The organism is Marivita lacus (genome assembly GCF_014637725.1).
Taxonomy (GTDB): domain Bacteria; phylum Pseudomonadota; class Alphaproteobacteria; order Rhodobacterales; family Rhodobacteraceae; genus Marivita; species Marivita lacus.
On record NZ_BMFC01000004.1, the window covers coordinates 200,516 to 221,333 of the forward strand.

Consider the following 20,818-nt stretch of genomic DNA (forward strand, 5'->3'; position numbering starts at 1 on the left):
TTTCATCCTTCCGCTTCGTCGCGCGCGCTGCCTTGGCCCATATTCAGGATGGCGTCAACCACGCGGGCCAGCCCCATCGACAGCGATCCCTTCACCAGCACGACATCCCCGGCATCAAGCTGGCGGGGCACGCGTGCGGCCAGTTCATCGGCGGTTGCGACCCACAGACCGCGCCGCTCGGCGGGCAGAGCCTCGTGCAGGTGCCGCATCAGCGGCCCGACGCAATGCACCTTGTCCAGCACCCGCGTCGCATCGAGATCGGCAAGCGCCGCGTGCAGGTCCGGCCCGGTCGGCCCCAATTCCTTCATGTCGCCCAGGATGGCGACCCGCCGCCCCCGGCTCAGCCGTCCGACATCGTTCTGCACCGGGGCTGCGGCCAGCACTTCGAGCGCCGCCGCGACCGAGGCCGGGTTGGCATTGTAGGCATCGTCGAACAGCGCAAGCGTCGCGTGCGGATCGGCCTCGTCGAGGGTGATCGCCACATGCGCTCCGCGCCCTGCACCGGGATTCCAACGCGCCAGATCGTTCATCACCATGGCGCGGTCCAGCCCAAGCGCGGTCGCCACAGCCACCACACCCATGCCATTGACGCCGAAATGCCGCCCCGGCGCATTCACCTTGAACAGGATCGGAATGCGCCACGCGCGCCCCTCGACAACCACCATGTCCGGGTGCGGCGTGACCGCAATCGCCCGGTGATGGCAGCCTCGGCTTTCCCCGAACGAGATCGACCGCGCGGCATGGCGCGCCGCCACCTCGCGCAGGATCGGGCTGGTCTGGACATCGCCGTTGAACACCGCCGTGCCCTTCGGCTCCAGCCCCTCGAAGATCGACGCCTTTTCATGCGCGATGCCTTCGATGCTCTCGAAGGCCTCCAGATGCGCCGGGGCAACCGTCGTGACCATCGCCACGTGCGGGCGCGCCATGCGGCTCAGCGGAGCGATCTCGCCGGGATGGTTCATGCCGATCTCGATCACCGCGAACTGCGTGTCGCGCGGCATCCGCGCCAGCGTCAGAGGCACTCCCCAATGGTTGTTGTAGCTGGCTTGTGCCGCATGGGTGATCCCGTGCGAGGCCAGCACCGTGCGCAGCATCTCCTTGGTCGAGGTCTTGCCCACCGACCCGGTCACACCGACCACCTTGGCGCGTGTCCGCGCCCGCGAGGCCCGTCCAAGCGCCTCCAGCCCGGTCTGCACGTCGTCCACGATCAACAGCGGCGCATCCTCCGCAACGCCCTTTGGCAGGCGGCTGACGAGGGCCGCCGCAGCGCCCTTTTCCAGCGCCTGCGCCACGAAATCATGCCCGTCCCGCGCCGCCGTCAGGGCGACGAACAGATCGCCCGGCTGGATCGTGCGCGTGTCGATGGACACGCCATGTGCCTCCCAGGCGGCGGTCACCCGACCGCCTGTCGCCTCTGCCGCCTCTGCACTTGTCCAAAGGGTCATGCCAGTTTCCCGTCCAGAGCCGCCACCGCCACGCTGGCCTGTTCCACATCGTCGAACGGATAGACCGTGTCGCCCACGATCTGCCCGGTCTCGTGCCCTTTGCCGCAGATCAGAAGCGCATCGCCCGGCCCAACCGCATCGACGCCGCGCAGGATCGCCTCGGCGCGGTCCCCCACCTCGGTGGCCTCGGGTGCGCCCTCCAGAACGGCGGCACGGATCGTTGCGGGGTCTTCGCTGCGCGGATTGTCGTCGGTCACGATCACAAGGTCCGCGAACTCGGCCGCAGCAGCCCCCATCAACGGGCGCTTGCCCGGATCGCGGTCACCGCCCGCACCGATGATCGCCACCAGCCGGCCCATCACATGCGGACGGATTGCCCGGCAGGCGGTCGCCACCGCATCGGGCGTATGCGCGTAATCGACATAGACCGCAGCACCACTGCTGCGCGTCGCGGCCAGCTGCATCCGGCCCCGTACGGTCTCGAGCTCGGGCAACACCGCAAACACCCGGTCCGGCGCGGCACCGCTGGCGATGACAAGCCCCGCCGCCACCATGACGTTTTCGGCCTGAAAGCCACCGACAAGGTTCAGCCGCGTCTGAAAGGTCTCGCCACCGAACTTGATCCGCACGTCCTGCCCGGTGGCGTCGAACCGCTGCGCGAGCAGCGCCATGTCGGCCCCGCCATCCTTGCCGACGGTCATGATCTCCTGCCCGCGCGCCCGCGCGATGGCCAGCATGTCCACGCCCCGTGCGTCGTCGATATTGATCACCGCAATCCCGTCCTCGGGCAGCACCCGTGCAAAAAGCCCCGCCTTGGCGTCGAAATACGCCTCGAAGCTTTCGTGGTAATCCAGATGGTCCTGCGTGAAATTGGTGAACCCCGCCGCGCGCAGGTTCACCCCGTCCAGCCGCCGCTGTTCCAACCCGTGCGAGGAGGCCTCCATCGCCGCGTGGTCGATCCCGGCCTCCACGGCGCCGGCCAAGGCCCGGTGCAGCGTGATCGGTTCGGGCGTGGTGTGCAGAAGCGGTGCCTGCCAATCGCCCTCGACCCCTGTGGTGCCCAGATTGACCGCCGGATGGCCCAGCAATTGCCAGATGCGCCGCACGAAACTGGCCACGCTGGTCTTGCCGTTGGTGCCGGTCACGGCAACCACCGTATCGGGCTGCTTTTCGAACCAGAGTGCTGCGCAAAAGGCCAGCGTCTGTCGCGGATCGGCTGCGATCACCACGGCTGCCGTCGATCCGGCCAGTTCCTCGCGGGCAATCTCTGCGCCGTCCATGTCGGTGAGAATCGCCGCAGCACCCATGCGCAGCGCATATTGGATGAATTCGGCACCGTGCATCCTTGTGCCCGGCAGCGCCGCGAAAAGGTAGCCGTCCTTCACGTCACGGCTGTCCACCGCAAGCCCGGAGACGATCGCATCCGTGCCACCGCGCGCCGTCAGACCCAGCTCGCTCAGGCGTTTGCCCCCTGCTGCCATGACGACCCCCTTGTGTCCTGTGTCTCGTTCCGGGCTGCTGCCCTCAGTTCGAGGTGTTGATGATGCCCGTCAAATGCCGCGTTTCGACCTCGGGACGCAAGCCCAGAAGCGGCGCGATGCGGCGGATCATTTCGGCCGCCACAGGAACAGCTGTCCATCCAGCCGTCCGCCGCGGCTTGGTGCCGCTGGTCTCGACCGGTTCGTCCAGCGTGACGATCAGCACGTATTTCGGATCATTGCTTGGAAAGACCGACGCGAAGGTGTTGATCACCTTGTCATCGTAATAGCCGCCACCCCGCGCCTTGGGCTTGTCCGCCGTGCCGGTCTTGCCGCCCACCGCGTAGCCCGGCACCTCGCCAAAGCTGGCGGTGCCTTCTGTCACGACCTTGCGCAGCATGTCGACGGATTGCCGCGCGGTTGTCTCGGACATCAGGCGCGGTCCAAGGCGTGGGCCGGTCTGCCGCAGCAGCGTGGGTTCCACCTTGAAGCCGCCATTGGCAATCGCCGCATAGCCCGCGGCAAGGTGCATCGGGCTGGACGACAGCCCGTGACCATAGGAAATGGTCACCGTCGACAGTTCGGTCCAGCGCTTCGGCAAAAGCGGCTTGCCGCCCTGCGCCTCGACGATCTCCAGCGGCGTCGCATCAAAGAACCCCAGCCCCTTGAGGAATTCCTGCTGCCGCTCTGCACCGATCGCCAGCGCCAGACGCCCGGTCCCCCGGTTCGAGCTTTTGACGATGATATCCGACACCGACAGGGGCCCGTAATTCTTGTTCTGGAACTCCCCGATCGGAAACCCGCCCACCCGCATGGGACCAGAGGTGTCGATCACCGTCTCCGGACCGACCAGACCCAGTTCAAGCGCCTGTGCCGACGTGAATACCTTGAAGGTCGATCCCAGCTCGTAAACCCCCTGCACCGCACGGTTGAACAGCGGGCTGTCGGCTGCTTCGCCTTGGGTCAAGGGGCGTGGCCGGTCGTTCGGATCGAAATCCGGCAGCGAGGCAATCGCGATCACCTCGCCGGTGTAGATGTCCATCAGGATGCTCGCCGCACCCTTGGCATTCATCAGGTTCATGCCGCCCTGCAGCACGCGCTCGGTCGCCGCCTGAATGGTCAGGTCCAGCGACAGCACCAGCGGCGCGCCTTCACGGGCGGGATCACGCAACTGTTCGTCAAAGAACTTCTCGACCCCCGCGGTGCCGATAACTTCAGCAGAATGAACACCTTCACGGCCAAAGCTCGCGCCGCCCAGCACATGCGCCGCCAGGGCACCATTGGGATACAGCCGCATCTCGCGCGGCCCGAAAAGCAGCCCCGGCTCGCCGATGTCATGCACGCGCTGTTTCTGCTCGGGGCTGAGTTTTTTGCGCACCCACAAGAACTTGCGCTTGCCAGTGAAGTCTTCACGCAAACGGTCTTCGTTAAGCTCTGGAAAAATCTTGACCAATTCCGCTGCGGTGCGGATCGGGTCCACCATCTGCTGCGGATGCGCGTAAAGCGAAAAGGTCTCCATGTTGGTCGCAAGAATGCGTCCCTGCCGGTCCACGATATCGGCGCGGCTGGCGATGATCGACGCACCCGACGCCTGCGCGCGCGGCTCTTCCGGCTCGGACGCGGCCAGCGTGCCCATGCGCGCACCGACAACGACAAAAGCGCAAAAGAACATCACCGCCATGACCAGCAACCGCCCCTCGGCCCGCGACCGCGCCCTGTCGCGCATCTGTTCGTGGCGGATGCGCAGGTTCTCGCGCTCGATGGCGTCGGGGTTTTCCCCCTTGCGCCGCGCGTCGAGGATTTGCGCAAGCGGTCGAAGCGGCGTGCGGATCATGGTTCTTGCGCTCCCGCGCTGGAAATCTCGACCGGGTCGGTGATGGGCAGCTCGGGTGGCTGCGGGAACGCGATCTGGTCAACGCGCCCGAACTGGTCCGGCTCGAACGGCATCAGCCCCAGCCGCTCGAAATTGACCTCGGCCAGATCACGCAGCCGGTCCGGGCGGTTCAGATAGGCCCATTCGGCCCTGAGCACTGCAAGGCGCGCCCGCGCCTGACCGATCTCGGCCCGCACCGCCTGCGCTTCGCCCAAAGCGGCCTGCGTCTTGTAATTCTCGTGATACGCCCAGAACGCCGCCGCGATGACGGACAGGAATGTCAGGACATACAGCAGGGAACGCATCAGCGGTCTTCCTTCAATTGCGGCAGGGCGATCTGCCCTGCGTCGATCTCGCCCGAGGGGGCATCCGTACGCCGCGCCACGCGCAGCTTGGCCGATCGCGACCGCGGATTGACAGCCAACTCGTCATCATCCGGACCCACCGCCTTGCGGGTCACGATCTGGAACGCCGGGGTGTCTTCCTCGATTTCGGGCGCATAGCGGTTGGCCCGCCCCGATTGTCCGCCGCGCGCCTGCAGGAACCGCTTGACCATCCGGTCCTCGACCGAATGAAAGCTGACCACCGCAAGCAATCCGCCGGGTTTCAACGCCCGCTCCGCCGCCATCAGCCCGCGCATCAGCGCGCCGTATTCGTCATTCACCGCGATCCGCAGCGCCTGAAAACTCCGCGTTGCCGGGTGCGACTGCCCCGGCTTGGGACGCGGCAGGCAGGATTCCACGATCCGCGTCAGCTCCAGCGTCCGGGTGATCGGCGCCACCTTGCGCGCCGCGACAATCGCCTTGGCGATCCGCCGCGACGCACGTTCTTCGCCGTAGGTATAGAGAATGTCAGCGATATCGAACTCGTCCGCAGTGTTCACGATATCCGCAGCCGATGGCCCGTCCTGCCCCATCCGCATGTCCAGAGGGCCGTCGCGCATGAAGGAAAACCCGCGCTCTGCCAGATCAAGCTGCATCGACGACACACCGAGATCCAGAACCACACCGTCCACATCCGACGCGATCTGGTCCATCTCGGCAAAATTCGCGCGGTGCAACTCGATCCGGCCATCAAACTCCGGCAACCACGCCGACGCCATCTCATGCGCCAGCGGATCACGGTCGATGCCGATGACCTTGTCAGCCCCCGCCCCGATCAGCCCGCGCGCATAGCCGCCCGCGCCAAAGGTGCCGTCCACCCAGACGCCTTCGACCGGCGCCACCGCCCGCAGGAGCGGCGCAAGAAGGACGGGAATGTGAGGGTCGGCGGAAGGGTTGGAAGCGGCAGACATGTCTGATCAGCCCCCCGGCTGCTGATCCAGGAAGATGAGCGGATCGACATCGTCGGGCAACTCGTCGAGCCACTCGTCGGTCGCAGCCTGCTCCTCTGCCTCGAAGATTTCGGGATTCCAGATCTGGAACGTGTCGCCCGCACCGATAAAGAACGCCTCGGTCGACAGCCCGATCTTCTCGCGCAGCTTGGCGGGCAGCACCAGACGCCCGGTCTCGTCAACGCTGGTCGCGTGTGATTGCCCGTTGAACAGGCGTTGCAGCATCTTGCGCTCGACCGACCCACGCGGGAGCGCCTCGATCTTCTCGTCCACCTCTTCGATGGCCGCGACGGTATAGCATTCAAGGTATTTGCGGCGCTTGTCGCCATAGACGATGACCAGTTCGGGGTGCTGACCTTCGGTAAACGCCGGATCGCCAGCCTCAAGCACACGGCGAAACGAGGCCGGGATAGACACCCTGCCCTTGCCATCAACCTTGTGATGACTTTCACCTCTGAACCTTAGCCTGCGGCTCACTGCCCTACCGGTCCTTTCACCACGATGATCCCTGGAAACGGAAACGGCGGGTTGATCTGCTGCCACTGATCAACCCGCCGTCCGTGTCCCGTTTCCGGGAAGTCCGACTGCGCGCGCCACCTGGGGGGATGTCTGCTCGCCCGCGCGCCGGATCTCTGTCGTCAGATGAAAGCGGGTGCCTGTATGAAACCTGCTTTTTTTATAATTTGGATACCGCGTCGAGGTCTGTGCGCCTCGTTTGCCGTTCCTGCTCTCATCTCGTAAGACAGGGATGCCATGGGAAAGCATGGGTCGCAACAGTTTTTTTATGGGAATTCACGCCTACATGCTGCTAGCAAAGTCTGGCTGGAACCACATCTGGTAGTAAATTATTTCAATTTCGTCAAAATACACCGCATGATGCGAATTCGACCACAACATATAGCGCATCCATTGGCGCAGGATCAATGCCCATAATTTCCCACAGCCGCAAGAAACAAACCAAGAACATTACAAATCCGAAACAAACTTACCCGTCAAAATCGCTCATTTTCAGGGAAATCCATCCGAATCACTCATTTGGTTCGACATGTCGCAGGCCCGTGGCCCCACCCGTCCCATCAATTCCCATGCCCATCCCGTCCCTGCCCTCGGATCGGCAATGCTTGCAATGCATGTCGCCCGGTTGTACGCCAAAACCGTCATGGTCCGGGCAATCCCCGGTGAAAAGGGAACGTGGTGCAACGCCACGACTGCCCCCGCAACTGTAAGCGGCGAGCGTGTTCGGCATATGCCACTGGGAAACCGGGAAGGCCCGAGCCACGCAAAGACCCGCAAGTCAGGAGACCTGCCGTGACAGATCACCCTACACTCGCGCGGGGCGCGCGGGATGTGACGGTACTCCGGCGTGGTGACAGTCACCGTCTTTGGGTAGGCCCAAAGGCATGATATGTTGTTCGCGCGGGAGGCAGAGCGGTGAAGCTCTTTATTGCGCTGACGGGTCTGACGGGGGGGATGTTCCTGGCATCGCTCTTTGTCGGCTACGCGGCGATTTCGGTGCCCGAAGGTCTTGCCGCGCTGTTCGGACAGGGCAATCCTCTTCATGTCACCGTCATGCAAGACATCCGCCTGCCCCGCACGCTGCTGGCCGCGATGATCGGCGTGTCGCTGGGTCTGTCCGGTGCCGCGATGCAGGGCTTTCTGCGCAATCCACTGGCCGAACCGGGGCTGATCGGCGTGTCCGGTTCTGCCGCCCTTGGCGCCGTGATCGCCCTGCAAACCGGGTTTGCCGCTGCATTCTTCCTTGCCTTGCCGATCACCGCGCTTGGCTTTGCCGGGGTGGCAGTCGGGCTGATCCTGCTGCTTGCCGGTCCGCGCGGATCGTCGCTCACCCTCATTCTTGCAGGCATCGCCGTGTCCGCCTTTGCCGCAGCCCTCACCTCATTGACGCTGAACCTGTCGCCCAACCCCTACGCCGCGTCCGAGATCATGTTCTGGATGATGGGTTCCGTCGCCAACCGCGCGATGAGCCATGTCTGGCTGGCACTGCCGATCATGGCACTGGGCTGGCTGGCGCTGGCGGGTCTGGGGCGCGGCCTTGACGCGCTGACGCTGGGCGAAGATGCCGCCGAGGCAATGGGCATCTCGCTCTCTGGCCTGCGCGTGCAACTGCTCTTCGGTACCGCCGCCGCTGTCGGGGCCGCCACTGCCGTTGCTGGCGCGGTTGGCTTTGTCGGGCTGGTGGTGCCGCATATCCTGCGCCGCTTTGCCCATGGCCGCCCCTCCACACTGCTCTGGGCCTCCGCTCTTGGCGGCGCCGCCATGCTTCTGGCCGCCGATCTGGTGACCCGGCTGGTGCTGCCCGAACGTGACCTCAAACTCGGCGTCGTCATGGCCCTGATCGGCGCGCCGCTCTTCCTGCACCTCATATACAAGACACGGAGGGAGTTTGCATGACGCTCCTGTCGGTGCAGAACCTCACCGTGCGGCGCGGCGAATGTCCCGTGGTGGATGCGGCTTCGTTCAGCATCGGCCCGGGCGAATGTGTCGGCCTGATCGGCCCCAACGGCGCGGGCAAGACCTCGCTTCTGCGCGGCGCTCTGGGCCTCTTGCCGTTTGAGGGGACCAGCAGCCTTGCAGCCCTCCCCCCCAGACAGCGCGCCGCGCAGGCCGCATGGCTTCCGCAGACCCGCGAAATCGCGTGGCCCATGTCGGTCGAACGCATCGTGGCCCTTGGCCGTCTGCCCTACCTCGCCCGTGGCGCGCGCCTCAGCCCTGCGGATCAAGGCGCGGTCGATGCCGCCCTCAGCCGCATGGGGTTGCAGAATTTCCGCACCCGCCTGGCCACCGCCCTCTCGGGGGGCGAACAGGCCCGCGTGTTGATCGCACGCACCTTGGCACAGGACACGCCGCTCCTGATGGCGGACGAACCCATCGCAGGGCTCGACCCCGCCGCCCAGATCGCCACGCTTCAGGTGTTCGAGGCCCTGGCGCAGGAAGGCCGCGCCGTGCTGACCTCGCTGCATGACCTGTCTCTGGCCGGGCGCTACTGCACCCGGCTCATCATGATGGGCGCAGGCCGCATCGTCGCCGATGGCCCGCCTGACAAGATCCTGACCGCCGAAAGGCTGGCCGAGGTGTTTCACCTGCACGCCAATATCGTGCCAACGCCACACGGCCCGCTGGTGCAACCGCTCGGAGTGATCGCATGACTGCCCCGCAGCGCATCGTTTGCCTGACCGAGGAAACGGTCGAAACGCTCTACCTGCTGGGGCAGGAAGACCGGATCGTCGGCGTCACAGGCTATGCCGTGCGCCCCAAACGCGTGCGGCAGGAAAAGCCCCGCGTCGGTGCCTTCACCTCTGCCGACATTCCCAAGATCCTCGCGCTGCGCCCCGATCTGGTGCTCACCTTCTCGGACCTGCAAGCCGACATCGCCGCCCAGTTGATCCGCGAAGGGGTCGAGGTCATGGCCTTCAACCAGCGCGATGTGGCGGGCATCCTGCGGATGATCCGCATGCTGGGCCGCCTGACCGATTGCACCGACCGCGCCGAGGCACTGGCCCAAGGCTTCGAGACCCGCATCGCGGAGTTGCGCGCCAACGCGCCCGCACACCGCCCCCGCGTCTATTTCGAGGAATGGGACGAGCCGATGATCACCAGCATCGGCTGGGCCTCCGACCTGATCGACATCGCAGGTGGCACCGATTGTTTCGCTCATCTGCGCCACCAGGCGTCGGCAAAGGACCGTATTGTGACGTCTGAAGACGTGATCAAGGCCGCGCCCGACGTCATTGTCGCCTCATGGTGTGGCAAGAAGGTGAGACCCGAAAAGATCGCCGCGCGCCCCGGGTGGGACGCGATCCCGGCGGTGGCATCGGGCCGCATCGTCGAAATCAAGTCCCCCCTGATCCTGCAACCCGGCCCCGCCGCCCTGAGCGACGGGCTTGACGCCATGATCGCCGCAATCTTCCCCAAGGACGTCCCGCCATGCTGACCCGGATCACCGATTTCCTGAACATCGGCGGCCCCGCGCTCTGGGTCATCGCCGGGCTGAGCGTGGTGACACTGGGCCTCATCCTGTGGAAACTCTGGCGGCTGACGCTCATGGGCGCATGGCGGCGCGGCGCGACCGAGGCCGCGGTGGGTCAGTGGCAGATCGGCCAATATGACACTGCCCTTGCCAGTTTGCACAATCGCACCGGCCTGCGCGCCCGCGTCGTCAAGACCGCAATGCAGGCCGCGCGCACCCTGCCCGTCGAAGATGCCCGCGACGAGACCGCCCGCGTCGCGCGTGGCGCGCTGATGGACGCGGGCAGCGGCTTGCGCGCACTCGACCTGATCGCCACGATCGCGCCGTTGGTCGGTCTGCTCGGTACCGTTCTGGGCATGATCGACGCGTTCCAGGCGTTGCAGGACAGCGGCGCGCGCGCTGATCCATCAGCCCTCGCCGGTGGCATCTGGGAGGCGCTTCTGACGACCGCCGCAGGCATGGCCGTGGCGATCCCGGCGTCCATGGCGCTCAGTTGGTTCGACAGCATCAATGACCGCCTCGCGCATGATTTCGACGATCTTGCCACCCGCGTTCTTATCCGCGCAAACAGGGGAAGCGATGCTTGAGCTGAACCACCAGACACGCCGCCGCCGCATCGGGTTGACCCCGATGGTCGACGTGGTGTTCCTCTTGCTGGTCTTCTTCATGCTCGCCGCGCGGTTCGGCGTGACGGACGCGATCCCGGTCACGCTCTCGGGCGGCGCGGCGCAGTCCTATGACGGCCCGCCCCGACTTGTGACGGTCCTGCCCGACGCGCTTCGGGTCAACGGCATCGACGTGGCCGATCCGGTGGCGGCCTTGACCCCGCTGATGGGCACCCCGACCGACATCATCCTGTTGCGCCCGCGCGACGGTGCGTCCGTGCAACACCTGCTGGACGCGATGGGCAGTCTGCGTGCGGCGGGCTGGTCCAATCTCGTGGTGCTGGAATGAGACAGCGTCCGCTCATCGCGCCGAGGTCTCGGCGCTCCTCGCGCGAACCGGTCGTGCCGATGATCAACGTGGTGTTCCTGCTGCTGATCTTCTTCCTGATGACCGCGCAGATCGTCCCCCCCGCGCCTTTCGACGTGACCCTGCCCCAAGCCACCGCAGACGAGGACGCAGGCCAGACCGCGCTTTACATCAGCGCCGAGGGTGAGATCGCGTTCGAAACCGCGCGCGGCGACGCCGCCCTTGCACAAGCTGTCGCCGCCAGTGGCGATGCGCCCTTGCGCCTGCACGCCGATGCCGCCTTGCCCGCCGCGACGCTCGCACGGGTGCTGGGTCAACTGACCGCGCAGGGTGCCACCCGCGTCGAGATCGTGACGGAGGGCGGCTGATGCGGATCGTGGAGATCACGACCTTTATCGCCCTCTCCGGCGCTCTGCATGCCGCGACGCTCTACGTTGCCCCTGTGCCCGGAGGCTCGTCCAGCGGTGGCGCAGGGGGAACGGCAGATGTCACGCTACAGGCGGCAACACCCACACTCGCCGCGATGGTGCAGAAGTGGGACCGCCCACCCGAAATCAGCGAGGCGCCCGCGCTGGCGGCGCCCGAGATGACACCCCCCCCCGAGCGTCCGACGCAGGATGCGCCTGTGGCCGAGCGCCCGGAGACGACTGCCCTTGCCACGCCCAGCCCCGCACCGGACCTGCCCCAGGCCGAAACCCGTCTGCCCGCGCCCCCCGTGCCCTTGGCCCAGACCACACCCGGCGTGCTGCCTCTGCTGGACATGCCCGCGGTAGACGCGCCCGATCTGCCTTCCGAGCAAACCGCCCAGCGCCCGGAACCGCCGCAGCAACCAAGAGAGACCGACACCGCGCCCTCAGCGCCGCAAGTGGATACGACGCCCGCCGCACAGCGCACGGCCCCCACTGCGTCGCTGCGTCCGGAGCCACGCCCCGAACGTCCTGAACCCGCGCAAACCCGGCCGCAGCCGGCACAAACCGCCAAGGGCGCGGGACCGCAGCAAACGGCCAGCCCGAAACCAGCCCCCAAGGCGCAAGCGCCACGAGGACCGTCACAGGCACAACTCGCGCGGCTGGAGCAGCAATGGGGCGCGGGCATCACCTCGGCCCTGCGCCGCGCGCACCGACCGCCGCGCGGGGCGCAGGGGTCGGTCACGCTGGTGATTGCGATTGCGCCCTCGGGTCAGGTCGCGGCTGTGTCGGTGGCGGCGTCCTCGGGCAACGACAGGCTGGATCAATCCGCACTGGCCACCGTGAAACGCGCCCGGTTTCCACGCGCACCCGACGGGCTGACGCAAGCCAGCTACCGGTTCAGCCAGCGGTTGACCGTCGCGCGGTGACGCTCGGTTGACCCAGCGTCTCGATGCGTCGACGCATCGTCGCCCGGCTCAGGCCATGCCACCTTCGATCAAACGAGAAGCCAGCACCGCGTAGGCATCCGCCATCGGCCCGTCGCCCGCCGCGATCGGCACGCCGCCATCGCCGGCCAGCCGGGTATCCAGATCCAGCGGCAATTGCGCCAGCAGCGGAATGCCCCGCGCCTCGGCCTCGGCCACGGTGCCGCCCGACCCGAAGATATGGCTTTGCCCGCCGCAATGCGGACAGGTGAACACGGCCATGTTCTCGATCAGCCCCAGCACCGGGGTCTTGAGCGTGTCGAACATGTCGAGCGCCTTGCGCGCATCCAACAGCGCCACATCCTGCGGCGTGGACACGACAATGGCCCCCGACACCTGCGCCTTTTGACAGAGCGTCATCGCCACGTCGCCGGTCCCCGGTGGCAGATCAACGATCAGCACGTCCAGATCGCCCCAGGCCACCTGCCCCAGCATCTGCTGCAACGCGCCCATCAGCATCGGCCCGCGCCAGACCACGGCCTTGTCCTCGGGCAGCATCAACCCGATGGACATGAGCGTGACACCATGCGCGGTCAGCGGAAGGATCGTCTGGCCATCCGGACTTTCGGGTTTTTGCGAAACGCCCATCATGCGCGGCTGGCTCGGGCCGTGGATATCGCCATCCAGCAAGCCGACCCGCCGACCGGCCCGCGCGAGCGCCACGGCAAGGTTCGAGGACACGGTGGATTTGCCGACGCCGCCCTTGCCCGACCCGATCGCGAGGATGCGCGCCACCCCCGGCGGCTTGAGCGATCCGGCCTGCGGCTTCGGGTGACCGCCGATCTTCAAGCCCTTCGGCGGTGCCGCCGCCGGACCATGCGCGGTCAGCGCCGCCGACGCCTGCGTCACGCCGGGCAAGTCGGCCACAACGGCCTCAGCGGCCTTGCGCACAGGCTCCATCAGCCGCGCGATCTCGGGCGACGGGGCCTCGATGACAAAGCGCACCACCGACCCATCCACCTGAATCGCCCGCACGAGATCGGCCGAAATCAGGTCTTTGCCATCGGGAATCGCCACGCGGGACAAGGCTTCGCGAATCAGTTCCGGGGTGACGGACATGCCCAACCTTTCATCTTTGTGACCCACAGATGACAGCCACGCCGCGATGCTTCAACCGCCTGCCCGGGAATCGGGCCTGTTAGCGCAAAACGCACAAATTTGAACCAATTGGTCTATGCAATTGCTGCATAGCAGCGTTGAGGCAATTAACCATTGTGCATGCGCAGCATTTGCCTATCTTTGTATCAACCGAACGGAAACAAACAAAAGCGAACAGAGCAGACAGATGGCATACGAAACAAACAGCCTCGGCGCGGTCAGCACCGGCATCATGGATCGGGTCAACACACTGATCGCAGGATATCGGGTCAAAGCCGCCCGCCGCAAGATTTACCGTGACACGGTGCGCGAACTCAGCGCGCTGTCACACCGCGAACTGTGCGACTTGGGATTGAACGAATCCGAGATCAAGCGCGTTGCGTACCAAGCAGCTTACGAAAGCTGACGAAATTCGGTGAGCATGGCCTTCGGGCCCCTCACCACACGGTCTCGGCATCCTCTCCTCCTCCCTGGATGTCGTGAACTTGACGGTGGCACCTCTCCTCCTCCCTGGTGTCACCGTCACACTTATTCGGGCTTCGGCCCACACGAGCTCGGCATCCTCTCCTCCTCCCTGGATGTCGTGAACTTGACGGTGGCACCTCTCCTCCTCCCTGGTGTCACCGTCACACTTATTCGGGCTTTGGCCCACACGAGATCGGCGCCCTCTCCTCCTCCCTGGGTGCCGTGAACTGGAACGGTGGTGCCTCTCCTCCCTTGGCACCACCGTTTTTTGTTTTTTGGAGGTCCGCGCAGCTCTTGACCCGTGGCTCCACATTTTCCCGCATTGTTTGGTTTTCCTTTGCCCCCCCTTTCGCTAGATGAGGCGCAACGGAACATCTGCGGCCCGAGAGGGCGGCACAGAAGCGGGAATTGACCCCATGGCGATGGACAAGACATTCGATGCGGCCGAGGCCGAGGCGCGGCTTTACGAAGCGTGGGAACAGAGCGGTGCCTTCAAGGCAGGCGCCAATGCCAAGCGTGCCGAGACCTTCTGCGTGATGATCCCGCCGCCCAACGTCACGGGCTCGTTGCATATGGGTCACGCCTTCAACAACACCCTGCAAGACATTCTGGTCCGCTGGCACCGGATGCGCGGCTTCGACACGCTGTGGCAGCCGGGCACCGACCATGCGGGCATTGCGACGCAGATGGTCACCGAACGCGAGATGGCTGCCAATGGCGAGCCCACCCGCCGCGAGATGGGGCGCGACGTGTTTCTGGACCGCGTCTGGGACCAGAAGGTCAAGTCGCGCGGCACCATCATCGGTCAGCTCAAGCGGCTTGGCGCCTCTGCCGACTGGTCGCGCGAGGCGTTTACCATGGGCGGGGCCGCGGGTGATCCCGACAAGTACTCGGGCGCGCCGAATTTCCACGACGCGGTGATCAAGGTCTTCGTCGACATGTACAACAAGGGCCTGATCTATCGCGGCAAGCGGCTGGTCAACTGGGACCCGCATTTCGAGACAGCGATTTCCGATCTCGAGGTCGAGAACACAGAAGTGCCCGGTCATATGTGGCACTTCAAGTACCCGCTGGCGGGCGGCGAGACCTATACCTATGTCGAAAAGGACGAGGACGGGAACGTCGTGCTGCAGGAAGAGCGCGACTATATCTCCATCGCCACGACGCGCCCCGAAACCATGCTGGGCGACGGCGCGGTGGCGGTTCATCCCTCGGATGAGCGCTACGCGCCAATCGTCGGAAAGCTTTGCGAGATTCCGGTTGGTCCCAAGGAACACCGCCGCCTGATCCCGATCATCATCGACGAATACCCCGATGCCTCTTTCGGCTCGGGTGCCGTCAAGATCACCGGCGCGCATGACTTCAACGACTACGGCGTCGCCAAACGCGGCGGCATCCCGTGTTACCGCCTGATGGACACCAAGGCCCACATGCGCGACGATGGCGCGCCTTATGCCGAGGCGGCTTTGATTGCCGGTGCGGTGGCGCGCGGCGAACGCACGCTGACCGAGGCCGAGACCGATTCGCTGAACCTTGTTCCGGATCACCTGCGCGGGCTGGACCGGTTCGACGCGCGCAAGGCTGTGGTCGAGGAGATCACCACCGAAGGTCTGGCTGTGATGGTGCCTGTCACCGACCCGCGCCTTGGAGCGCCCAAAGCCCCCCTTGCCCCCGAAGAGGGTGGCGAGGCGCGCGACGACACGCTGGTTCCGCTGGTCGAGGCCAAGCCGATCATGCAGCCCTTCGGCGACCGCTCCAAGGTGGTGATCGAGCCGATGCTGACCGACCAGTGGTTCGTGGACGCCGACAAGATCGTCGGCCCCGCGCTGGATGCCGTGCGCAATGGCGATGTGCGGATCGTGCCCGAGTCGGGCGAGCGGACCTATTTTCATTGGCTCGAAAACATCGAGCCCTGGTGCATCTCGCGCCAGCTGTGGTGGGGGCATCAGATCCCGGTTTGGTTCGACGCCGACGGCAACCAGTACTGCGCCCCGACCGAGACGGAGGCGCAGGCGATGGCAGGCGACGGTGTTGCGCTGACCCGCGACCCCGACGTCCTCGACACATGGTTCTCGTCCGGTCTCTGGCCCATCGGCACGCTGGGTTGGCCGGACCAGACGCCGGAACTGGCAAAGTACTTCCCGACATCCGTGCTGATCACCGGGCAGGACATCCTGTTCTTCTGGGTCGCGCGGATGATGATGATGCAACTCGCCGTGGTGGGTCAGATCCCGTTCAAGGACGTCTACCTGCACGGGCTTGTGCGCGACGCCAAGGGCAAGAAGATGTCCAAGTCGCTCGGCAACGTCGTCGATCCGCTTGAGATCATTGACGAATACGGCGCGGACGCGCTGCGCTTCACCAATGCGGCGATGGCCTCGCTCGGGGGTGTGCTCAAGCTCGACATGCAACGAATCGCGGGTTACCGGAATTTCAGCACCAAGCTCTGGAACGCCACCCGCTTTGCGGAGATGAACGGCGTGTTCGAGAACCGGACGCCGAGCGCCGACATGCCCCACGCCACGGCAACGGTGAACCTCTGGATCATCGGAGAAACCGCCCGCGTGCGCGCCGAGGTGGACGCGGCGCTGGACGCCTACCGGTTCGACGACGCGGCGGCGGCATTGTACCGGTTTGTCTGGGGCAAGGTCTGCGACTGGTACGTGGAATTCTCCAAGCCGCTGCTGCTGGACGAAGGCCCCCAAACCGCGGAAACCAAGGCGACGATGGCGTGGGTCATCGACCAGTGTTTGATCCTGCTGCACCCGATCATGCCCTTCATCACCGAAGAGCTGTGGGCGGTGACGGGCAAGCGCGACACCATGCTGATCCACGCTGATTGGCCCACCTATGGCGATGATCTGATTGACGCCGAAGCGGATCGCGAAATGAACTGGGGCATCGGGTTGATCGAAGGCATCCGGTCGGCGCGGCAGCAGATGCACGTGCCGGTGGGACTGTACCTGCCGCTGGTGGCCAAGGATTTCGGCGACACCGCCCGCGCGGCATGGGACCGCAACGAGGTGCTGATCAAGCGTCTGGCGCGGATCGACGAATTGACCGTGGTCGAGGCGTTCCCGAAAGGCTGTGCGACAGTGCCGATGGACGGGGCGACGTTTGGCCTGCCGCTGGCCGACATCATCGACGTGGGTGCCGAGAAAGAGCGGCTCGAGAAGTCGTTGCAGAAGCTGGACAAGGAAATCGGCGGAATGAAAGGCCGGTTGGGCAACCCGAAATTCGTCGAAAGCGCGCCGGATGAGGTGGTCGAGGAAACCCGCGCCAATCTCGCCGCCCGCGAGGATGAAGCGGCCAAGCTGAACGAGGCGTTGGCACGTTTGGCGGAACTTGGGTGATCGGCACAGGGTCGGACGGGCTGACCCCTGCCCGGCCCACGACGAACGCCCGGTCGGGCCGAAACCCGCCGGGAGCATTCTGTCATTCGGGATGCGTGTGATCCCTGATCACGTGGAAAGCGGCGCCGCCCCGAAGGTCTGACATCTGCTTTTCGCTGTCGGACCTTGGCCCGAACCCTGTGACCTCGCAAAAGGCCCTGTTGACCGGTCTTTCACGGGTGTCCCCTGGTGGGGCGTGAAAGCAAACGTCATGTGGTGTCGCGGTGTGGGAGTGACCCTCTCCGCTCGATGCGCGTCGTGCGGAGGGTTTTGACGGTGGGGCGTTAAGACTTCGTCAAGGCACCGCGCGGGCTTGGCACGCTATCCGGCCAGCGCGCGGGTCATGCGGATCAGCGTCGGGCCCTTGGCGGTGAGGGCGTCGATCACCGCCTGTTGCAGCGCCTTGAGGCTGTTCGGCTCGACCGCACCCGCCCCGTAGGCCTTTGCCAGAGCAAGGAAATCCGGGTTCCGCGCCACCACGGCATTGGGCGCGATCTGGTTACGCACCATGCTGTCCTCGATTTCGCCCAGCTTGCCATTGTCCCAGACAAGGATCGGCAGCGGCAGGCCCAGTTCGACCGCCGTGCCCAGTTCCTGGATGGTGTATTGCAGCCCGTAATCCCCCGCGATGGCCAGCGTCGGCTTGCCCTGTCGCGCCACGGCCCCGCCGATGGCGGCAGGCAACGCATAGCCCAGCGTGCCAAAGCCGTAGGGATGGTGCCAATGACCGGGGCGCGGCATGTCCCAGACCTCTTTCGCGCCGTAGGCAAACTGCGTCATGTCGGAATAGATCATCGTGTCGTCGGGCAGCACGGCGCGCAGCGCGTCGCAGACCGGCACGATGCCGGGGCGTTCGATCTCCACCTCGGCGCGCCACGCAGCGCGCTTGCGTGCCACTGCGGCCGCGTCCCATTTCGGCGGCTGGTCCCCGGTGCGGGCGGGAATGGCGATGGTCATGGCGCGCAGGATCGCGCCCGCATCCCCGAGGATCGCGCGGTCCTGTGGTCCCATGCCGCTGAAATTTTCAGGGTCGATGTCCACCCGGATCATCGGCGCGTCATGGCCGAGCCTTGGTCGCCAGAGATCGACCTCGGACAGCGTGGTTCCCACGGCGATCACAAGATCGGCCTGTGCCGCGATCTCGGCGCTGTCGGGACGGGCCAGATAGCTGCCGAAAAAGAGCGGCTGATCTGCGGGCACAATCCCGCGCGCCGCATAGGTCACGAACGAGGCCGCACCGGTCTGGCGCAGCAGGTCGGGCACCGCTTCCGCAGCCGAGACCGCGCCACCGCCAAACACGAAAAGCGGTTTTTCGGCAGCCAGCACGGCGGCGACCAGATCGTAGACCTCCGCATGGGACGCAGCCGGCAGAGCGGGGCGCACGGGACGCGGCGGCGCGGGATCGGCCTGCGCACCCAGAGTGGCGATCGGCACCTGCAGATGACAGGGGCGCGCACGGGCACTGGCGAACAGATCGAACGCCCGGTCGATCAGGGTATAGGCGGCGGAGGCAGTTCGCGCCTCTTCGGACCATGCACAGACCGTTTCCGCCGCCGCACGCTGGTCGCGCATCTGATGCAATTGTCCGCGCCGGGCGGCTGTTTCGTCAAGGCAGGACGAGATCGCCAGAATCGGCACCGAGTCGGAATAAGCCTGCCCCAGCGGCGTCAGGATGTTGGTCAGCCCCGGCCCGGTGATGACATAGGCCACGCCGGGTTTGCCCGAGGCGCGGGCGTAACCGTCAGCCATGAAGCCCGCGCCCTGTTCGTGGCGGGCCAGCACATGGGTGATCCCGGCCTGATCTATGCCGCGATAAAGCTCGATATTGTGGACACCGGGGATGCCGAAGATCGTGTCGACGCCACGATCACTGAGCATGTTCGAAATCTGCGCGCCAAAGGGCTGTCGGGACATCAGGCTCTCCAGAAGGTGGGAAGGAAGAGGACGATCACGGCCACCAGCTCCAACCGGCCCATCAGCATGGCAAAGGACAGGATCCATTTCGCCGTGTCCGAGAAGTTTTCGAGCGATCCCGAGGGCGTGATCATCGTGCCGAAGGCGGGGCCGATATTGAACACCGATGTCCATGCGGCTGTCAGCGATTCGAGAAACGGCAGACCGGTGAAGGACAGCAGGATCGCCACGGCGGTGACGGTGACCGCAAAAAGCGTGAACATCGAGATCACCGAGGCCATGACCTCGTAGGGCACGACACGCCCGTCGATCCGGACGGTCACGACCCGGTGCGGATAGGCGATGCGCTTGAGCTGTGATGTCAGCGCGGCAAAGAACACCTGGTAGCGGAACACCTTGATCGAACAGCCGGTCGACCCGGTGCAGCCGCCAATCGCCCCGACGAAGAGAAGCACGGTAAAGGCCATGCCGCCCCACAATGTCACATCCGCACTGCCGTAGCCGGTGCCGGTAAAGAACGACACCGTGTTGAAGGCGATCGACCGCAGCGTCGCCAGATCGTAGCGCGCATTCACCAGCCATTGCGACAGGCTGACCGCCGCCACCGCCAGCGTCAGCAGGAGCAGATAGGTGCGGATCTGGCTGTCGCGGTAGATCGGCTGCACCTGCCCCCGACTGAGTTGGAACAGGCGGATGAAAGGCAGGCTGGCAAGGACCATGAACAGCACCCCTGCCCATTCCGCCGAGCCCACGAACTTGGCGAACGACATGTCCGAGGTTGAAAACCCGCCTGTGGACACCGTTGTCAGCGCATGCACAGTCGCATCGAACACGTCCATGCCCAGCACGAAATAAGTCAGCGCGCAGATCATTGTCAGAAGGATGTAGATCTCGAACAGCCCGCGCGAAATATCCAGCGCGCGGGGCAGAACCTTGCCCAGCGTGTCGAACCCTTCGGATTTGAAGAACTGCATCCCGCCCACGCGCATCACGGGCAGAAACAGCATGGCGACGATCACGATCCCCAAACCACCCAGCCATTGCAGGATGCCGCGCCACAACAGGATGCCCTTGGGCAGCTCATCAAGCCCCGAAATGACGGTCGATCCGGTGGTCGTCATCCCCGACATCGCCTCGAAATAGGCATCGACAAGGCGCAGGTCGGTGACCCCGATCATCATCGGCATCGCACCGAACATCGGCAGGACAGCCCAGACCCCGGTGGTCAGCAGGAAGACCTGCTGCAAGGACAGGTCACGCCGCACCCCATTGGCCGAGGCCAGCGCGATCAGCCCGCCGGAAAACATTGTCAGAACAGAGCTTTGCAGGAACACGTGCCATTCGCCGCGACCTTCGGCCAGATCGACCAGCATCGGCAAAAGCATCGTCGCCCCGAGAACAGCGACCAGAAGGCCGATCACATAGGATACGGGACGGATGTCGAACATGGCGCAAAGCGTTGAACCC

General features: G+C 65.3%; 18 protein-coding genes and 1 riboswitch. Of the genes, 9 read left to right on the forward strand and 9 right to left on the reverse strand.

Going from position 1 to position 20,818, the window contains the following annotated elements:
- Positions 1 to 2 precede the first annotated feature (2 nt).
- The 6 genes from IEV82_RS10855 to mraZ are packed head-to-tail and all read right to left on the reverse strand — an operon-like array spanning position 3 to position 6,606.
- The gene (locus tag IEV82_RS10855) at positions 3 to 1,445 is read right to left on the reverse strand and encodes a UDP-N-acetylmuramoyl-tripeptide--D-alanyl-D-alanine ligase (RefSeq protein WP_188482044.1); all 1,443 of its coding nucleotides are present in this window, start codon (positions 1,443 to 1,445) and stop codon (positions 3 to 5) included.
- The gene (locus IEV82_RS10860; RefSeq protein ID WP_188482045.1) at positions 1,442 to 2,926 is read right to left on the reverse strand and encodes a UDP-N-acetylmuramoyl-L-alanyl-D-glutamate--2,6-diaminopimelate ligase; all 1,485 of its coding nucleotides are present in this window, start codon (positions 2,924 to 2,926) and stop codon (positions 1,442 to 1,444) included. Before IEV82_RS10860 ends, IEV82_RS10855 begins: the two co-directional genes overlap by 4 nt.
- A gap of 43 nt (positions 2,927 to 2,969) precedes the next feature.
- Positions 2,970 to 4,757, reverse strand: a complete 1,788-nt coding sequence (locus IEV82_RS10865) for a peptidoglycan D,D-transpeptidase FtsI family protein (RefSeq protein ID WP_188482046.1) — start codon at positions 4,755 to 4,757, stop codon at positions 2,970 to 2,972.
- Positions 4,754 to 5,101, reverse strand: a complete 348-nt coding sequence (ftsL, locus tag IEV82_RS10870; RefSeq protein ID WP_188482047.1) for a cell division protein FtsL — start codon at positions 5,099 to 5,101, stop codon at positions 4,754 to 4,756. The genes IEV82_RS10865 and ftsL overlap by 4 nt, the downstream gene beginning before the upstream one ends.
- Positions 5,101 to 6,090, reverse strand: a complete 990-nt coding sequence (gene rsmH / locus IEV82_RS10875; RefSeq protein WP_188482048.1) for a 16S rRNA (cytosine(1402)-N(4))-methyltransferase RsmH — start codon at positions 6,088 to 6,090, stop codon at positions 5,101 to 5,103. The genes ftsL and rsmH overlap by 1 nt, the downstream gene beginning before the upstream one ends.
- Positions 6,091 to 6,096: 6 nt before the next feature.
- A complete protein-coding gene (gene mraZ, locus IEV82_RS10880) occupies positions 6,097 to 6,606 on the reverse strand; it encodes a division/cell wall cluster transcriptional repressor MraZ (protein WP_188482049.1) in 510 nt (169 codons plus the stop codon).
- A 666-nt stretch (positions 6,607 to 7,272) separates the two neighbouring features.
- A riboswitch (cobalamin riboswitch) is annotated at positions 7,273 to 7,454 on the forward strand.
- Positions 7,455 to 7,599: 145 nt separating this feature from the next.
- Here mraZ and IEV82_RS10885 point away from each other — a divergent pair.
- Genes IEV82_RS10885 through IEV82_RS10915 form a run of 7 tightly spaced genes read left to right on the forward strand, consistent with a single transcriptional unit; the run spans position 7,600 to position 12,425 of the window.
- Positions 7,600 to 8,541, forward strand: coding sequence for a FecCD family ABC transporter permease (locus IEV82_RS10885; protein ID WP_188482151.1), 942 nt, complete (start codon positions 7,600 to 7,602; stop codon positions 8,539 to 8,541).
- Positions 8,538 to 9,296 carry an ABC transporter ATP-binding protein gene (locus tag IEV82_RS10890; protein ID WP_188482050.1) on the forward strand — a complete coding sequence of 253 codons (759 nt, stop codon included), beginning with the start codon at positions 8,538 to 8,540 and terminating at the stop codon, positions 9,294 to 9,296. Before IEV82_RS10885 ends, IEV82_RS10890 begins: the two co-directional genes overlap by 4 nt.
- A complete protein-coding gene (locus tag IEV82_RS10895; RefSeq protein ID WP_188482051.1) occupies positions 9,293 to 10,081 on the forward strand; it encodes a cobalamin-binding protein in 789 nt (262 codons plus the stop codon). The genes IEV82_RS10890 and IEV82_RS10895 overlap by 4 nt, the downstream gene beginning before the upstream one ends.
- Entirely contained in the window at positions 10,075 to 10,704 is a 630-nt protein-coding gene (locus IEV82_RS10900) for a MotA/TolQ/ExbB proton channel family protein (RefSeq protein WP_188482052.1), read from the forward strand. The genes IEV82_RS10895 and IEV82_RS10900 overlap by 7 nt, the downstream gene beginning before the upstream one ends.
- Positions 10,697 to 11,071 (forward strand): ExbD/TolR family protein, encoded by a 375-nt coding sequence (locus IEV82_RS10905; RefSeq protein ID WP_188482053.1) that lies wholly within the window; start codon positions 10,697 to 10,699, stop codon positions 11,069 to 11,071. The genes IEV82_RS10900 and IEV82_RS10905 overlap by 8 nt, the downstream gene beginning before the upstream one ends.
- Positions 11,068 to 11,457, forward strand: coding sequence for an ExbD/TolR family protein (locus tag IEV82_RS10910; RefSeq protein WP_188482054.1), 390 nt, complete (start codon positions 11,068 to 11,070; stop codon positions 11,455 to 11,457). The genes IEV82_RS10905 and IEV82_RS10910 overlap by 4 nt, the downstream gene beginning before the upstream one ends.
- The gene (locus IEV82_RS10915) at positions 11,457 to 12,425 is read left to right on the forward strand and encodes a TonB family protein (RefSeq protein ID WP_188482055.1); all 969 of its coding nucleotides are present in this window, start codon (positions 11,457 to 11,459) and stop codon (positions 12,423 to 12,425) included. Before IEV82_RS10910 ends, IEV82_RS10915 begins: the two co-directional genes overlap by 1 nt.
- 48 nt (positions 12,426 to 12,473) lie before the next feature.
- Here the strand turns inward: IEV82_RS10915 and IEV82_RS10920 are convergent, their stop codons facing one another.
- On the reverse strand, positions 12,474 to 13,541 hold the full coding sequence (locus IEV82_RS10920) for an Mrp/NBP35 family ATP-binding protein (protein WP_188482056.1): 1,068 nt from the start codon (positions 13,539 to 13,541) through the stop codon (positions 12,474 to 12,476).
- A 271-nt stretch (positions 13,542 to 13,812) separates the two neighbouring features.
- Between IEV82_RS10920 and IEV82_RS10925 the strand changes: the two genes are divergently transcribed.
- A complete protein-coding gene (locus IEV82_RS10925) occupies positions 13,813 to 13,986 on the forward strand; it encodes a DUF1127 domain-containing protein (protein ID WP_373285207.1) in 174 nt (57 codons plus the stop codon).
- Between the two features lie 475 nt (positions 13,987 to 14,461).
- A complete protein-coding gene (locus tag IEV82_RS10930) occupies positions 14,462 to 17,398 on the forward strand; it encodes a valine--tRNA ligase (RefSeq protein ID WP_188482058.1) in 2,937 nt (978 codons plus the stop codon).
- 360 nt (positions 17,399 to 17,758) lie between these two features.
- Here the strand turns inward: IEV82_RS10930 and IEV82_RS10935 are convergent, their stop codons facing one another.
- On the reverse strand, positions 17,759 to 19,351 hold the full coding sequence (locus IEV82_RS10935) for a 5-guanidino-2-oxopentanoate decarboxylase (RefSeq protein ID WP_188482059.1): 1,593 nt from the start codon (positions 19,349 to 19,351) through the stop codon (positions 17,759 to 17,761).
- On the reverse strand, positions 19,351 to 20,799 hold the full coding sequence (locus IEV82_RS10940) for a TrkH family potassium uptake protein (RefSeq protein ID WP_188482060.1): 1,449 nt from the start codon (positions 20,797 to 20,799) through the stop codon (positions 19,351 to 19,353). The genes IEV82_RS10935 and IEV82_RS10940 overlap by 1 nt, the downstream gene beginning before the upstream one ends.
- Positions 20,800 to 20,818 lie beyond the last annotated feature (19 nt).

Coding starts and splice junctions, on each gene's coding strand:
- IEV82_RS10855 (WP_188482044.1), bottom strand. CDS start 1,445: ATGACCCTTTGGACAAGTGCAGAGGCGGCAGAGGCGACAGGCGGTCGG.
- IEV82_RS10860 (WP_188482045.1), bottom strand. CDS start 2,926: ATGGCAGCAGGGGGCAAACGCCTGAGCGAGCTGGGTCTGACGGCGCGC.
- IEV82_RS10865 (WP_188482046.1), bottom strand. CDS start 4,757: ATGATCCGCACGCCGCTTCGACCGCTTGCGCAAATCCTCGACGCGCGG.
- ftsL (WP_188482047.1), bottom strand. CDS start 5,101: ATGCGTTCCCTGCTGTATGTCCTGACATTCCTGTCCGTCATCGCGGCG.
- rsmH (WP_188482048.1), bottom strand. CDS start 6,090: ATGTCTGCCGCTTCCAACCCTTCCGCCGACCCTCACATTCCCGTCCTT.
- IEV82_RS10885 (WP_188482151.1), top strand. CDS start 7,600: ATGTTCCTGGCATCGCTCTTTGTCGGCTACGCGGCGATTTCGGTGCCC.
- IEV82_RS10890 (WP_188482050.1), top strand. CDS start 8,538: ATGACGCTCCTGTCGGTGCAGAACCTCACCGTGCGGCGCGGCGAATGT.
- IEV82_RS10895 (WP_188482051.1), top strand. CDS start 9,293: ATGACTGCCCCGCAGCGCATCGTTTGCCTGACCGAGGAAACGGTCGAA.
- IEV82_RS10900 (WP_188482052.1), top strand. CDS start 10,075: ATGCTGACCCGGATCACCGATTTCCTGAACATCGGCGGCCCCGCGCTC.
- IEV82_RS10905 (WP_188482053.1), top strand. CDS start 10,697: ATGCTTGAGCTGAACCACCAGACACGCCGCCGCCGCATCGGGTTGACC.
- IEV82_RS10910 (WP_188482054.1), top strand. CDS start 11,068: ATGAGACAGCGTCCGCTCATCGCGCCGAGGTCTCGGCGCTCCTCGCGC.
- IEV82_RS10915 (WP_188482055.1), top strand. CDS start 11,457: ATGCGGATCGTGGAGATCACGACCTTTATCGCCCTCTCCGGCGCTCTG.
- IEV82_RS10920 (WP_188482056.1), bottom strand. CDS start 13,541: ATGTCCGTCACCCCGGAACTGATTCGCGAAGCCTTGTCCCGCGTGGCG.
- IEV82_RS10925 (WP_373285207.1), top strand. CDS start 13,813: ATGGATCGGGTCAACACACTGATCGCAGGATATCGGGTCAAAGCCGCC.
- IEV82_RS10930 (WP_188482058.1), top strand. CDS start 14,462: ATGGCGATGGACAAGACATTCGATGCGGCCGAGGCCGAGGCGCGGCTT.
- IEV82_RS10935 (WP_188482059.1), bottom strand. CDS start 19,351: ATGTCCCGACAGCCCTTTGGCGCGCAGATTTCGAACATGCTCAGTGAT.
- IEV82_RS10940 (WP_188482060.1), bottom strand. CDS start 20,799: ATGTTCGACATCCGTCCCGTATCCTATGTGATCGGCCTTCTGGTCGCT.